General features: G+C 38.6%; 17 protein-coding genes and 1 pseudogene. 2 read left to right on the forward strand and 16 right to left on the reverse strand.

The window, feature by feature from the left end:
- Positions 1-8: 8 nt before the first annotated feature.
- From PCY14_RS04765 to PCY14_RS04800, 8 genes are all read right to left on the reverse strand, one after another.
- Entirely contained in the window at positions 9-776 is a 768-nt protein-coding gene (locus PCY14_RS04765; protein WP_021151810.1) for a ribonuclease HII, read from the reverse strand.
- Entirely contained in the window at positions 763-1,617 is an 855-nt protein-coding gene (ylqF, locus tag PCY14_RS04770; protein WP_301363211.1) for a ribosome biogenesis GTPase YlqF, read from the reverse strand. Before ylqF ends, PCY14_RS04765 begins: the two co-directional genes overlap by 14 nt.
- Before the next feature lie 130 nt (positions 1,618-1,747).
- Positions 1,748-2,437 (reverse strand): helix-turn-helix transcriptional regulator, encoded by a 690-nt coding sequence (locus PCY14_RS04775; RefSeq protein ID WP_164376189.1) that lies wholly within the window; start codon positions 2,435-2,437, stop codon positions 1,748-1,750.
- A 94-nt stretch (positions 2,438-2,531) separates the two neighbouring features.
- Complete coding sequence (locus tag PCY14_RS04780) at positions 2,532-3,047, reverse strand: transcription repressor NadR (protein WP_002888502.1); 516 nt, start codon at positions 3,045-3,047, stop codon at positions 2,532-2,534.
- A 23-nt stretch (positions 3,048-3,070) separates the two neighbouring features.
- Entirely contained in the window at positions 3,071-3,598 is a 528-nt protein-coding gene (locus tag PCY14_RS04785; RefSeq protein ID WP_021151806.1) for an ECF transporter S component, read from the reverse strand.
- A 102-nt stretch (positions 3,599-3,700) separates the two neighbouring features.
- A complete protein-coding gene (ffh, locus tag PCY14_RS04790; protein ID WP_143567212.1) occupies positions 3,701-5,263 on the reverse strand; it encodes a signal recognition particle protein in 1,563 nt (520 codons plus the stop codon).
- A 32-nt stretch (positions 5,264-5,295) separates the two neighbouring features.
- The gene (locus PCY14_RS04795) at positions 5,296-5,628 is read right to left on the reverse strand and encodes a putative DNA-binding protein (RefSeq protein WP_002888504.1); all 333 of its coding nucleotides are present in this window, start codon (positions 5,626-5,628) and stop codon (positions 5,296-5,298) included.
- Positions 5,629-5,693: 65 nt separating this feature from the next.
- A complete protein-coding gene (locus PCY14_RS04800) occupies positions 5,694-6,392 on the reverse strand; it encodes a GntR family transcriptional regulator (RefSeq protein WP_002888505.1) in 699 nt (232 codons plus the stop codon).
- 164 nt (positions 6,393-6,556) lie between these two features.
- Between PCY14_RS04800 and guaA the strand changes: the two genes are divergently transcribed.
- Positions 6,557-8,119, forward strand: coding sequence for a glutamine-hydrolyzing GMP synthase (guaA, locus tag PCY14_RS04805; RefSeq protein ID WP_014634570.1), 1,563 nt, complete (start codon positions 6,557-6,559; stop codon positions 8,117-8,119).
- Positions 8,120-8,407: 288 nt separating this feature from the next.
- Here the strand turns inward: guaA and PCY14_RS04810 are convergent, their stop codons facing one another.
- Positions 8,408-8,992, reverse strand: a complete 585-nt coding sequence (locus tag PCY14_RS04810) for a GNAT family protein (protein WP_301363212.1) — start codon at positions 8,990-8,992, stop codon at positions 8,408-8,410.
- A 117-nt stretch (positions 8,993-9,109) separates the two neighbouring features.
- Here PCY14_RS04810 and PCY14_RS09875 point away from each other — a divergent pair.
- Positions 9,110-9,166, forward strand: a pseudogene (locus PCY14_RS09875) (IS3 family transposase); the annotation flags it as partial.
- Positions 9,167-9,275: 109 nt separating this feature from the next.
- Here PCY14_RS09875 and adhP read toward each other — a convergent pair.
- From adhP to PCY14_RS04845, 7 genes are all read right to left on the reverse strand, one after another.
- A complete protein-coding gene (gene adhP / locus PCY14_RS04815; protein WP_301363232.1) occupies positions 9,276-10,295 on the reverse strand; it encodes an alcohol dehydrogenase AdhP in 1,020 nt (339 codons plus the stop codon).
- A gap of 121 nt (positions 10,296-10,416) precedes the next feature.
- Positions 10,417-10,698, reverse strand: coding sequence for a DUF5960 family protein (locus PCY14_RS04820; protein WP_037612973.1), 282 nt, complete (start codon positions 10,696-10,698; stop codon positions 10,417-10,419).
- Positions 10,676-11,053: a hypothetical protein gene (locus PCY14_RS04825; RefSeq protein ID WP_301363213.1), complete on the reverse strand. Its 378-nt coding sequence runs from the start codon at positions 11,051-11,053 to the stop codon at positions 10,676-10,678. The genes PCY14_RS04820 and PCY14_RS04825 overlap by 23 nt, the downstream gene beginning before the upstream one ends.
- Positions 11,050-12,465, reverse strand: a complete 1,416-nt coding sequence (locus PCY14_RS04830; protein ID WP_301363214.1) for a Y-family DNA polymerase — start codon at positions 12,463-12,465, stop codon at positions 11,050-11,052. Before PCY14_RS04830 ends, PCY14_RS04825 begins: the two co-directional genes overlap by 4 nt.
- A 112-nt stretch (positions 12,466-12,577) precedes the next feature.
- The gene (locus PCY14_RS04835) at positions 12,578-13,429 is read right to left on the reverse strand and encodes an amino acid ABC transporter substrate-binding protein (protein WP_301363215.1); all 852 of its coding nucleotides are present in this window, start codon (positions 13,427-13,429) and stop codon (positions 12,578-12,580) included.
- A 12-nt stretch (positions 13,430-13,441) separates the two neighbouring features.
- A complete protein-coding gene (locus PCY14_RS04840; protein WP_293922251.1) occupies positions 13,442-14,071 on the reverse strand; it encodes an amino acid ABC transporter ATP-binding protein in 630 nt (209 codons plus the stop codon).
- An 8-nt stretch (positions 14,072-14,079) separates the two neighbouring features.
- Positions 14,080-14,721, reverse strand: a complete 642-nt coding sequence (locus tag PCY14_RS04845; protein WP_002888525.1) for an amino acid ABC transporter permease — start codon at positions 14,719-14,721, stop codon at positions 14,080-14,082.
- Positions 14,722-14,821: the final 100 nt, after the last annotated feature.

The raw sequence follows: 14,821 nt of genomic DNA on the forward strand, positions 1-14,821 counted from the left end.
CTGCTCACCTACTTTTTAAGCATTGACTTTATGGGTTCAAAGCTTCTTCTATGAATTGGCGTGATACCAAGTTTATCCAAACCAGATAAATGCTCTTTAGTTCCATAGCCTGCATTTTTGGTAAATGCATAGCCAGGATACTCTTGATCATAATCAGCCATCATCTCATCACGGGTTACCTTTGCTACGATTGATGCTGCAGCAATAGATAAGGAATTAGCATCCCCCTTAATAATTGATGTTTGTCCTATAGGTAAATCTAAAGTCATAGCATCAATTAACAACTGTTCTGGTTGAGGACTGAGGTTTTCAATAGCTTCAATCATAGCAAGTTTAGTTGCCTCATAAATATTGACATCGTCAATGACATGATTGTCCTTAACACCAATACCGACAGCCACTGCTTGTTTCATTACCTGCTTATAGATGGCTTTATGTTTTGATTTTGGGATTTTTTTACTGTCATTGAGGCCTTTGATTTTGCAAAGCTTTGGCAAGATAACAGCTGCGGCAACCACTGGTCCAGCCAGGGGGCCTCGTCCAACTTCATCAACACCTGCAATGAGTTCAACTCCCTGGGCATAGAGCAATTTTTCGTAATTAAGCATCGTTTCCAAACGCTCATCCTCCGCAATCTCCGCCAGGATGGCCTTACGGCGTTGCTTAATAGCGGTCTGTACCCCAGTACGGCTATCTTCCTCAAATGTCGCCCAACGATGGTCGTCTAGGTCTGTCAAAGTTGCTAATTGTTCCTTGACTTCTTTAATTGTCGCCATCAGTATCAACCCCAACAATATCAAGTGTGTAACGGCCTAGTTTTCCATCACGAACATCTTTGACAAAAAGACTGTAAAAACGGTCATAATCTTCACGAAAGCCTAGTTTTTGGGTCATTTCCATAATGATTTCTGGAGCCTCTTCTTCAAGGTCAATCCCTTTAAAACGTTCCTCGAGACGTTCTGGATAGTAGGTTTTAAAGTAGTTGAGTCCAAAAATAGTAACTTCATCCATTGGTAACAGCTGGTCTTTGATAGCACCCGTCAAAGCAAGTTTCAAGCCAACCAATTCATCCTCAAACTTAGGCCACAAGATACCCGGAGTATCAAGAATTTCCAAGTCCTTATTTGACTTCAACCATTGTTGGCCTTTTGTAACACCAGGTTTATTTCCCACAACAGCAATTTTTTTACCAGCGAGGCGGTTCATCAAGGTTGATTTCCCTGCATTTGGAATACCAATAATCATGGTTCTCAAGTTCTCTTTCTGAATCCCACGTTCACGCAAGCGTTGAATTTTCTCAGACATAAGAATCTTAGCAGCATCTGTCACCAATTTAACCGTAGACTGCTCCTTGGAATTAATAGCCAGAGTTTTAATGCCTTGTTTCTCAAAGTAAGTACGCCACTCTTTGGTCCGATTGCTGTCAGCAAGATCCGATTTATTGAGAATTAAAAGCTTAGGCTTGTCGCCAACAATCTTAGTCAACATAGGGTTTTGACTTGAAAATGGTAAACGTGCATCCACTAAAATAGTGACAAAATCAACATGCTTTATATTTTCCTGGACCTGTCGGCGAGCCTTGGACATGTGCCCAGGGAACCATTGAATAGTTGCCATTTGTTTTTCTCCTCTTTAATAGCCTTAGTAAAATATCATATAAACTCTTTTAAAAAAAGCCAAAATCTTGGCTTTACTTCACTTATATTATAACAGATTTAGGTTGAGATGCCCAATTGTTATCACTTGGTTAGGCCTCAATAGGCATGAAGTTACCGACAATTTTACCGATAATTCGAGGGTCTTCATCATAAGGAGCAAATTTGTCACCGTAGCGTTTATTAAGAGAAACTAAACGCAGGCCCTCTTCCTCACGATAAACCTTTTTGATATAGGTTTGACCATCCCAATCCACAGCATAAACAGCACCATCATAATCAAAACCAGTTTGTTTGATCAACACTACTTCTCCATTTAAGTAAGTGGGTTCCATAGAATCTCCAAAAACCCAAGAAGCAAAATCATGGTCTAATTCTTCATCATAGAAAACTTCATCATAATTGCCATCACCAAAATAAGTATATCCTGTTCCGGCTGATAAACGCTCGAAAACTTTGTAAGAGTATAACGGAATAACAGGTGCTTTCTGCCTTTCTGCTTCTTGTTCTTCTAAAAGAGCCTTAGTGAGTCTCAAAGCTTCTTTACGATTTTCGTCATTAAGTTCCAAGTAAACTTCCACTATCTCATGTTCAGACAGAAAATAGGTCTCAGCCACGCCAAAAAGTTGGGCCAATACTGTAAGATTCTTTTGATTTGGCTTTGTCTTACCATTTTCCCAATTAAAATAAGAGGAGCGTGAAATTCCCAGATGCTTAGCCACTGATGCTTGACTCATTCCTTGCGCTTCTCGAATTTCCTTTAGTTTTTGTCCTGAAAACATAGCCACCTCCGTAAGTTAATAAACTAACATAAGTTTACCAAAAAAAGTAGTTGATTTCAAGTGAAATCAACTACTTTTACATTTCTCTTTTGTATTATTCTTTGACCAAAAATCCTATATTGTCAAGTGCCTCTTCAATGTAATCTAAATCTTGTTGACTATCAGCTTCAACAAGGTGATAGTGAACACCATTGGTTAATTCAGATAGTGGACGAAAATCGCTTGACGCTGCTTGTTCTAAAAAATGTCTAACATCTCGACGACAAGTCAACTTCAACAAGGTTTGAATTTCACCATAGACTGGATGATCAATCATGATATTTTGAATACGCCCCCCATTATCGACAATGGCTAGAAGCTCTTCTTCCATGTCATTCACCGTATGATTCACTTTAAAGAGTCGATGCTCATAAGAATTATCATCACTGTTTTTATAAATATAACCCCTGTTAGTTGAAATAATTTGAGCACCATCTGCTCGCAAAAGTGCAATATCTTGGACAATGATTTGACGGGTAACACCAAAATGTTCCGCCAAACTCTGCCCATTTATCGCTTCTTTAGACTGCTTTAACAGTGCCAATAATTCTTGCTTGCGATTTAAAGTCATAGACTAAACAACTCCTCTTACAACTATCGAATTTTTCGAATACTTTTGAAAATCGTTAATGCTATAACATAGTCTATCATACTATGGACAATAGTACCAAATCCAACTAAAACAAACAGAACATAAAATAGTTTTTGGAAGTCCTCTCCCGTTACTGAATAAAAAATCACACAAGCAATTACTTCAGCTACAGCATGAATAACACCTAAAACAAAGTTAAAAATTAGTGATGATTTATGGTTTTCTATTGTTTGAGGGAATTTTTTCAAATAAAAAGCTCCTAACAAACCAAAGACGATATGCGAGAATGCCCTAAAAACAATGACAATCGGATAGCCGGCCATAAGGAATCCTAAACTAGACGCTAAGATAACAAAAGCTGCTACCCAGGGCGATATAAACATAGCTAGAAATATTGGAACGTGACTCCCCAAGGTATAAGAAGCCGGTGGAATGATTAATTTAATTGGCATAATACTCGGGATAAGGATAGCAATCGCAGTTAACAAAGCTGCAAAGGTCATTTCTTGAATTCTCTTTTTCGGTTTCATAATCTACTCCTTTTTATTGTATATACACTAGTATATTACAATGTATATCCCTAGAAGTCAATATGCCATAAAAAAACTAGAGCCATAAGCCCTAGTCCTTTCTTATTTACGTTTTTTCTTAGCCTTCTTCATCTTGTTAGCTTGACGTTTCATAGCATGTTTCATAGCAAATGAACCGACCTTACCTTTAAGACCACCACCAAGCATTTGGCTAAGGTCCATGTTCCCAAGATCCGGCATACCTGCGCCACCCATCATGCCTTCAAGGGCAGACATATCCATATTACCCATATCAGGCATATTTGGCATGTTTTTTGGCATATTATTTGGGTTAAGACCCATTTGACGCATCATTTGCTCCATATCACCAGACATAACACCTTGCATCATTTGTTTGGCTTGGTTGAAGTCTTTAATAAACTTGTTTACTTCGATGAAGGTATTTCCCGAACCATTGGCAATACGGCGACGACGACTCGGTGTCAAGAGATCAGGATTTTCACGCTCTTCTGGTGTCATTGATGATACAATGGCACGCTTGCGTGCAATCTGTTTCTCGTCTACTTTAACATTAGCCAAGGCTGGATTGTTAGCCATACCTGGCAACATCTTAAGCAAATCCTCCATAGGACCCATATTTTGCACTTGGTCTAATTGGTCGATGAAGTCATTGAAGTCAAAGGTGTTTTCACGCATCTTCTCAGCCAACTCAAGAGATTTTTTCTCGTCGTACTCTTGAGAAGCTTTTTCAATAAGGGTAAGAAGGTCTCCCATTCCCAAGATACGGCTTGACATGCGGTCTGGGTGGAAAGTCTCAATATCCGTAATTTTCTCACCAGTACCTGTGAATTTAATTGGCTTACCAGTAATCTCACGAATAGAAAGAGCCGCACCACCACGTGTGTCACCGTCAATTTTAGTAAGAACGACACCTGTGATATCCAGTTGTTCATTGAACTCCTTGGCAACATTAGCAGCTTCCTGACCAATCATGCTATCAACAACCAAGAGAATTTCGTTTGGATGGGCGAAATCCTTGATATCACGCAACTCTTGCATGAGGGTTTCGTCAATCTGCAAACGACCCGCCGTATCAATCAAGACATAGTCATTTTTATTGGCACGCGCTTGTTCCAAACCATTTTTGACAATCTCAACCGCTGGTGTCTCTGTTCCCATATCAAAAACAGGAACATTAATTTGTTGGCCCAAGGTCTTCAACTGGTCAATGGCTGCTGGACGATAGATATCCGCCGCAATCATCATTGGGCGAGCTTCTTGTTCTTTAATCAGCTTATTAGCTAATTTACCAGCAAAGGTTGTTTTACCAGCCCCTTGGAGACCAACCATCATTATGATAGTTGGAATCTTTGGAGATTTCTCAATTTCAGATGTTTCAGACCCAAGAATCTCTGTTAATTCTTCATTAACAATCTTGATGATTTGTTGTGAAGCATCAAGAGTATCAATGATTTCGTGACCTACGGCACGTTCACGAACACGTTTGATAAATGTCTTAACAACCGGTAGGGCAACGTCTGCTTCAAGGAGTGCCAAACGAATCTCTTTAGTGACTTCTTGAACTTCTTTCTCTGAAAGTTTTCCTTTACGTCTTAGATTTTTGAAAACGCCTTGCAAGCGTTCCGTTAAGCTTTCAAAAGCCATATATTATTTCCTCTCTTACTTTCTGCTTGAATCTAATCTCTATTATCAATGCTACTTAGAATTTCAATTTGTTCCTGAAGATAGCTATCATCTGGGTATTTTTCGATGATATCATCAAAAATTTGGCTACGGACGATGTAATCTGAATACATATGTAATTTCATCTCGTAAGCTTCCAAAATCTTCTCAGTACGTTTGATGTTATCATACACCGCCTGACGACTGACGCCAAATTCTTCAGCAATTTCTGCCAAACTATAATCATCCGCATAATAAAGCTCAATATAGTTCATCTGCTTATCTGTTAACAAGGCAGCATAGAACTCAAAAAGAGCATTCATGCGATTGGTTTTTTCAATTTCCATAAGCTCCATTTTACCATAAAATCATGGTGTTAGCACGATTCTTGTGCAGAAAAAAGCAGTGACTTCTAATTGTTCTCCAAATAAAACTCAAAACGATCACCGACATAGTAGCTACGTACATATTCGAAAGCCTGTCCATCTTGAAGAAAGGAAATTTGCGTCAGACTTAAGAGGGCATCACCAGTCTTAACCTTGAGGTGCTTGGCTAGACTACTATTGGCCAAACTAGCCGAAATGGTTTGTTGGCTCTTCCCTATTTCATAACCATTATCGGTTAAGGTCTTGAAGAAATGTTCTGTAATTTCAGATTCTTCAAAGCCACGGATAATCTTTTCAGGGATACTAGCAATCTCATATGCAACTGGGATGTCATCGGCAAAGCGAACACGCTCCATCCTAATCACATAAGACTGTGGTAAGACACCTAAATTCTTGATTTCAAACTCATTGGGATGTAGACGTTTATAAGAAATAAGCTGACTAGACGGCTTCTTGCCTTGCGCTTTGACGATTTCCGTAAAACTCGTGGTTCCACGCATCTTCTCCTTAACACGACTACTGGCAACGAAGGTCCCACTACCTGGTTTACGCTCCAAAATTCCCTCGTCAACTAACAGTGTTATGGCCTGCCGTACAGTCATGCGACTGACATCAAAAGTTTCGCAAAGATCTCGCTCACTAGGAAGACGTTGCCCAATTTTCCAAGTACCTTCATCAATATCTTTTTTTATTTTATCATGTATGCGAATATACGCTGGTAACATCTAATACCCCCCTTGTTATCCCTATTTTACAAAAAAAGAGTCAGAATTGTAAAGGTGATTAAATGACTTGTAGCTTCTCGTATAAATCTAGGTGCTAAGTCCTTAAATTTGTGATACAATGAAAGCATAAGAGTCCTTATGTGACGTAAAAAGAAAGGGTAATAATGACTGACATTTCTACATTGAATGATGTGCAGAAAATCATTGTTCTAGACTATGGTAGCCAATACAATCAGCTTATTGCACGTCGTATTCGTGAATTCGGCGTTTTCTCTGAGTTGAAAAGCCATAAAATTACCGCTGATGAAGTCCGTGCCATCGATCCTATCGGTATCGTACTTTCAGGTGGTCCTAACTCTGTTTATGCCGAAGATGCCTTTGGTATTGACGAAGAAATTTTTGAACTTGGTATTCCAATTCTTGGAATCTGTTACGGAATGCAACTGTTGACCCACAAACTCGGTGGTAAAGTTGTTCCTGCTGGTGAAGCTGGTAACCGTGAGTATGGCCAATCAACACTTCGCCTTCGTGCCCAATCTGAACTCTTTGCAGGAACTCCTGAAGAACAAGTCGTTCTTATGAGCCACGGTGATGCTGTTACAGAAATTCCAGAAGGTTTCCATCTTGTTGGTGACTCAGTAGATTGCCCATTCGCCGCAATGGAAAATACTGAGAAAAACTTCTACGGTATCCAATTCCACCCAGAAGTTCGTCACTCTGTATATGGTAACGATATCTTGAAAAACTTTGCTTTCGGTATCTGTGGTGCCAAAGGTGACTGGTCAATGGCTAACTTCGTAGATATGCAAATTGCACAAATCCGTGAAACAGTTGGTGACCGTAAAGTCCTTCTTGGACTCTCAGGTGGAGTTGATTCATCTGTTGTTGGTGTCCTTTTGCAAAAAGCTATTGGAGATCAATTGACATGTATCTTCGTTGACCACGGTCTTCTCCGTAAAGGTGAAGGTGACCAAGTTATGGAGATGCTTGGAGGTAAATTTGGACTTAACATTATCCGTGTTGATGCTTCTAAACGCTTCCTGGACCTCTTGGCTGGTGTTGATGATCCTGAGAAAAAACGTAAAATCATCGGTAACGAGTTTGTTTACGTCTTTGATGACGAAGCAAGCAAACTTAAAGGTGTAGACTTCCTAGCTCAAGGAACACTCTACACTGATATTATTGAATCAGGTACTGAGACAGCTCAAACAATCAAATCTCACCACAATGTTGGTGGTCTTCCAGAAGACATGCAGTTTGAATTGATTGAACCACTTAATACCCTCTTTAAAGATGAAGTACGTGCCCTTGGTACTGAAATGGGAATGCCTGACGAAGTTGTTTGGCGTCAACCTTTCCCAGGACCAGGACTTGCCATCCGTGTTATGGGTGAGATCACTGAAGAGAAACTTGAAACTGTTCGTGAGTCTGATGCTATTCTTCGCGAAGAAATTGCCAAAGCTGGTCTTGAGCGTGATGTATGGCAATACTTCACTGTTAACACAGGCGTTCGATCTGTCGGTGTTATGGGTGATGGCCGTACTTACGACTACACTATCGCTATCCGTGCTATCACTTCAATCGACGGTATGACAGCTGACTTTGCGAAACTTCCATGGGAAGTTCTTCAAAAGATTTCTGTTCGAATCGTTAACGAAGTTGACCACGTTAACCGTATCGTCTACGATATTACAAGTAAACCACCTGCAACCGTAGAGTGGGAGTAAAATATAAACCTAATTTAAAGTGACTTGATTGATTTAACAGCATTTTGAATTGTTTTAAAACGCTAAAATCTAATTAATTATATTTGGTTCCCCACCAAATACCCCACCAGAATTTCTTTCTGGTGGGGATTTTTTATATCTTAATTACAAAAATAAACCAATAAGCAATGTTATGGAGTCAGAAAAATTTTTTCCTTTTCTGATGTTCAGTACTAACTCTTACAACATACTTAGACAATGGGGAAAATCAAAACACTCAGATAGTTCTTTCTTTGTAAAAATTTCACTTTAACCATTTGCTATATTTCTTTCATTGACATTTAGCCCATAAATTTCAAAATCATGATAGGATCCATTATAGAACTCGAATTGGGAAATTTCGCTTTCCTTTTTAAAACCTAAACTGATCGGTATAAACTTACTTTTAACATTATCTACATCTATATAAATCAAAAGCTTATCAATTTTAAATTTGGATGGAATGATTTTTATTAATTCTTTTAATCCCTGCTTTACAAAACCTTGATTTTCATATTTTTCTGATATCCAATATCCAATTTCGGCTTGATATTTTTGTGAATCAATATTATGTATATCTATCATCCCTACTGGTTTCTGATTGACGCAAATTGTTAACATAAATAACTCATTGCGCTCCATTTTTTCTCGTGCATACTTTATAAACGCTTCTTCATTTTCAATACTTTTCATTTCATCCACCCAAGGAAGCCACATAGCAAGACGTTCTCGTTCAGTAGAAACAATCTCATATAACCCTTCACTATGGCTATCGGATATATATAAAAGTTGGCATCGTTTCCCACGTGATTTAAACTCTATGAATAGTTCCGAGTCCAAGTTGGTAGAATCCATTTCATACTCCTTGTTATAAATGATAATATTCTTTAACTCTTTATTTACGAAATCATTATATAACTTTTTTACTACTTTTCAAATGAATAAAATTTTGTCTATCTTTTTGAGAACAGTACATATTACAACAACAAACGAATTAAGGTAAAACTAAAAGGACCTAGTCCTATATAGTAGAGAACTAAATCCTTCACTTAAATTATTTGTCTAACTTTCTAGTATCAGTTCAAGTTTACACCACTCGACTCTTCACATAGTCAGGATAGCATATAAAGATGTTTGCTTACTTAGTGAAATCCAATACTTTACGTCCTTGAATTTCACCTTTTTCCATTTGATCAAAGACTTCTACCGCTGTATCAACAGGAACGGTTTCAACAACCGGTACTACCAAACCTTGTGCACCGAAGTCAAAGGCTTCTTCCAAGTCTTTACGTGTACCTACAAGAGATCCAACAACACGGATACCATCTAGAACTGTTTTGACAATTGAGAGCTCCATATATTCAGATGGTAGACCAACCGCAACGACTGTCCCACCGGCACGTACACTATCAACAGCCTGGTTGAAAGCAACTTTAGAAACAGCTGTTACAACTGCACTGTGAGTACCACCAGTTTTTTCTTGGATATAGCCTGCCACATCTTTAACTTCCTTACCATTTACAACTAAATCAGCACCAGATTCTTTAGCCAAATCAAGTTTATCTTGGTTGATATCAACAGCTACTACTCGTGCATTAAACACTTTCTTAGCGTATTGAATAGCCAAGTTACCTAGTCCTCCAGCACCGTAGATTGCAACCCATTGACCAGGTTCAACTTTAGCCTCTTTAATCGCTTTATAGGTTGTGACTCCTGCACAAGTAATAGATGAAGCTTGAGCTGGGTTAAGTCCTTCCGGAACTTTCACAGCATAGTCAGCTGTAACCAAGGCATAGTCACTCATACCACCATCCACATTATAACCTGCATTTTTTACAGAACGACAGAGAGTTTCACGACCAGTTGTACAATATTCACAATGGCCACATCCCTCAAAGAACCAAGCAATTGACACACGGTCGCCTTTTTTAAGTGTTTCAACGCCTTCACCCACTTCTTCGACAATACCAATTCCTTCATGTCCCAAGATACGACCTGGAACCTTACCAAAATCTCCATGAGCTACGTGAAGGTCCGTATGACAGACACCACAATATTCCACTTTAACCAAAGCTTGACCATGTCCTACTACCGCTGGTTTGTCATGATTAACAACTTCTACTCCTGTACCTTCATTATTAACAACAACTGCTCTCATTTTAGTTACCTCCATATAAGAACTTTAACACTTTCATTGTAGCACTTGCACAACAAATGTCAACGCTTATAATATTTTTTCTCTACCATCTAGAAATTTTCGTGAAAGCCCTTTGTACCAATCAATCATTTCCAAGATACTTGTATTTTCTTACAAGTGTTCTAGAATCCAGAAGGCTGACCTCAAAATGGAAATAATGGTTGCGTCCATCCCTAGCATTCTCTTTATTCAATAAAAAATAGTTCTTCTGACTGATTGCCATTTCTCTTAAAATGTCATCCGTCAAGAAGGTCAGAGGTATATCCATAGCAGAATAGCGATAAAAATCTTCTTCAAATTTTAAATAGCTATCAGAAAAATAGTCAATCTGAAGCTTATCGTCATAAATTTTTCTCTTCTTCATTTATGGCTTCAACTCCCAAGCTAATTTCTAGTATATCCTTAATGTAAATCCGTATATGCTGCTTGTCAGATTTTACCGTAACTTGATTAAGATTCAATTCAACCACATAGCCACTATGTCTACAGCATCTATTTTTATCCTTCATCTGAAAACTTCCCAATAATTGTCCCGTATAAAGCTGGTTTAATAGGGTAAATTTCTCCAAATCCTCCAAATGACTCGTAAAATCTTCTTTAGTCTTATCTTCATGTAGGGAACTTGTGTGTTCCGACAAGAAAAAGCCCATCCACTTCATCATTCCCCTATCCTGGTGCTCCCTAGCTGATTGAAAGGGGAGATAACTACGGTCTATCATTTTAAGCCATCCAATCCTCCAGCAGAGTGTCCACCAATAAGCTTACTACGAGCAAGGCTCCTAGAGGCCTCTTGTAAAGCATTAGCCTTTTGAAGAGTAGTAAAGCCAAATTCCTGGCGAATACTATCTATAGCTGCTTGAAGCCTTTCTTCTTTATCAATGTCATCTGGATTATCAAATAAAGAAAGAATTTGAAGCCCTTCATCTACAAAATTTGCATAAGAGACACTCACACTTCGAACAGCCCCTCCTTGATATTTCTTCCTAAAGAGTGAAATGACATGTCCTATTAATATCCTTGTGTTATTAGCAGGTTCAATCTTCATCTGTGCTTGTAGCGAACGCTTGCCCTCTAGCTTTGAAAATCCAATGCTAATGGAAACTTGACAAGCTTTCTTATGGGCTCGTCTTAATCTAATGGCTACCTGTTCTGCCATCTCTCTTAGAATCAATTCTATATCAGCTTGACGCTCATAGTCTCGTGGTAAGATTTGAGAATTTCCTAAGCCATGTGACTTTGGTTTATAAGGTTTATGAACATTACTCTCATCAATACCGTTAGCATGAAAAAAGAGGTCCAGTCCAGCAACACCTAATTCCTTTTTAAGGATATCAGGATTGCTATTCGCAAGTTCTCGAATAGAGAAAATTCCCAACTTGTTTAGCCGCTTCTCCATCCGCTTACCAATCCCCCAGAAATCGGTCATATGGGGAATATTCCAAACCTTAGTCTCGACATCTTCATAGGACCAGTTGGCTCTCATAGTAGCCGTATGTTTGGCTTCATTATCAAGAGCTAACTTGGCCAATAAGGGGTTGCTGTTAGACATCCCAACTGTTGAGTAAATACCTGTCTCCCTCCAAATATCTCTTTGAATACGCCCTGAAATCATATCTAACTTATCTTTTCTAGTAACAGTCCTATCGGGAATAAAGTAATTCAGTGACGATGTGAGATCAATGAAACCCTCATCAATCGAGTAGGGAAGAATATCTTCAACACTAGCATAATTCTGGAAAATATGTTGAATCTGAATATTCTTCTTGATATAAAGGTCCATTCTAGGAGGGACGATAAAGGTAACCTTGGCCCAAGATTCGATATAATCTACAAAATCCCTATCCGTTGGCAGTCCTTGTTTTTTGGCATTATAATAATGAAACTTACGAGAATGAATGTCAAAAGGTAAGTCATAAGAACGACTAACATTTGACTTGCCAAAAACTTTTTTAAATATGGGTGAAGAAGCTAGTATCAAACCATTCGCATTTTCAGCCCTACTCATCACACATAGAGAAGTTTTAAGAGGATGCAGACCACGTTCAACACACTCCACACTCGCATAGAAAGATTTCATATCTACAAAAGCAATATCACTTTGTGGCTCTCTTGAATAATCAAAATATCCCATGCTTGCTCCTTCGTTAGTTTATAAACTAACAATAGTATAAAATATAACTTGTTTTATTTCAAGTATTTTTCGTAAAAAATAACAACATCCCTTCTAGAATGTTGTTATCATCTTATTTTTCCCCTTTAACTTGGTCTGTGGCAACATCTTCGCCAAACCATTTGTTAGAAATCTTTTGGAATTCTCCATTTTTATAAAGGGTTTCAAATCCTTGATTAATTTTTGTGATTAGAGTCTTATCTGATTTACGGGCACCTACGGCAAAGCTTTCACCCTCATACCCAGCAGGCATAACGTTATACTGATCCAGAACCCCTGATTTCTCTAGGTAGTAATTAGCGTACACACGGTCAATCAACAAGCCATCAATACGTCCACTCTCCAGGTCAATCAAGGCTTGTGTAAAGGTTGAATATTGAACTGCTTTTTGGTTAGCAACAATATTCTTCAAAATTTTCGGAGAAGCATTGAAAGCATCATAACCAGAGGAACCTGCCTGAGCACCTAAGGTCTTACCGGACATTCCTGCAACAGAATCAATTCCTGAAGATTTTTTGGTTACCAGTACTTGTTCATTGATCATATAAGGTTCCGTAAAGTCTGCTGACTGCTTACGTTCATCAGTAACTGAGTAGCCATTCCAAATGAGATCAATTGTCCCATTTTTTAATTCTGTTTCCTTCATATCCCAGTCAATGGCTTGCCATTCAACATCAATACCGTACAATTTAAAAACTGCGGTAGCAAGATCAATATCAAAACCGACATAGCTACCATTTTTCTCCTCATATCCCATAGGAACAAAGGTTGCATCAAAACCAATTTTGATTTTCTTTTCTTTGGTGTAGGTTTGCCACTGGTCTTTCTGAGTTGCAAAATGTGAGCGCGAGCTACAAGCTGATAGCGCAAACAAAGGCAAGAGAACAAGACAGCCTAGCAAAACTGTTTTTACTATTTTTTTCATGCAAAATCCTCACTATTTTGGATTGATAGTGACAATCTCATCAGCGATGTTCTGTGCGAACTGCATATCGTGAGTGATAACAATTTGCGTAATCCCTGTATCACGATTCTGCAAAATCAATTTCTCCACTTCTTGACGCAATTCAGGGTCCAGCGCTGAGGTTGGTTCATCATAGCCGACGATTTTGGGATCAATCATCATGGCACGCGCAAAAGCAACCCGTTGTTTTTGTCCCCCAGAAAGAGAGTAAGGATAAGCATTTCCGTGAGCTCCAAGTCCTAAACGGTCAAGCAAACCTTGGGCTTTTTTCTGGGCATCTTCTTTAGACATTCCCATCGTCTTAATTGGCGAAAGCATCAGGTTATCTAAGACAGTCAAGTGCGGAAACAGTTGAAAATCTTGGAAAACAAAGCCCAGCAAATTACGACTTTCCATCTGATCCAAAGAAATCTCTTCATTTTCATAGATAATTTGCCCAGAATCAATGGTTTCAAGTCCCGCTAACATACGCAAAAGAGTGGTCTTACCACCACCAGATGGTCCAACGATAGCTAGGATTTTCCCCTCTTCAACAGTTAAGTTGTATTTATCAAAAATTTTGTGTTGACCAAATTGCTTGGAAATATTTTTTAATTCTAACATAAGGTCTCCTATTTGTAGTAGTTGAATTTCTTTTCGATACGTTTAGAAGCTACAGTTACCACACCAACAAGGATAAGATAGATAGCTCCAGCCACAAACATAGGTGCTAAGGTCGCATCACGATTGGCAGCGGTACGACTTTCCAAAAGGAGGTCTCCGACTCCAAGAACATAAACCAATGATGAATCTTTAACCAAGTTAATAATTTCGTTGAAGATACTTGGCAAAACAATCTTGACCACTTGAGGAAGGATAACGTAGCGAATCGTTTGGAAAGGACTCAATTTAAGCATCTTGGCAGCTTCATATTGACCTTTCGGAATAGCCAAGATTCCTCCACGAAAAATCTCTGCAAAATAAGCTGCATAGTTAAGGGTAAAAGCAATAATGGCAGCTGGTAGACGGTCAAAGACAATCCCAACACTCGGAAGAACATAATACACAAATATCAGTTGCAAAAGGAGCGGTGTCCCACGCATAATCCAAACATAGAGGGTCAACAACCAATTTAAAGGTTTGAACTTAATCTGCATTAAGAAAGCAAGCACAATCCCTAATGGAATCGACAGTACGATAACAATGAAAAATACTTGAAGTGTAACTACCGCACCATTCAAAAGGGCTGGTAATACTTCCAAAACGTATGACATATAAACTCCTATAATTATTTAGTATTTTTGAATATTATACCAAAAAAAACGAAAAAAGGGTATAAAATTTTGAAAATACTAAAAGGAGAGAGGCCGAACT

The sequence above is a fragment of the Streptococcus sp. SV2 genome (assembly GCF_030440175.1).
Classification (GTDB): Bacteria; Bacillota; Bacilli; order Lactobacillales; family Streptococcaceae; genus Streptococcus; species Streptococcus raffinosi.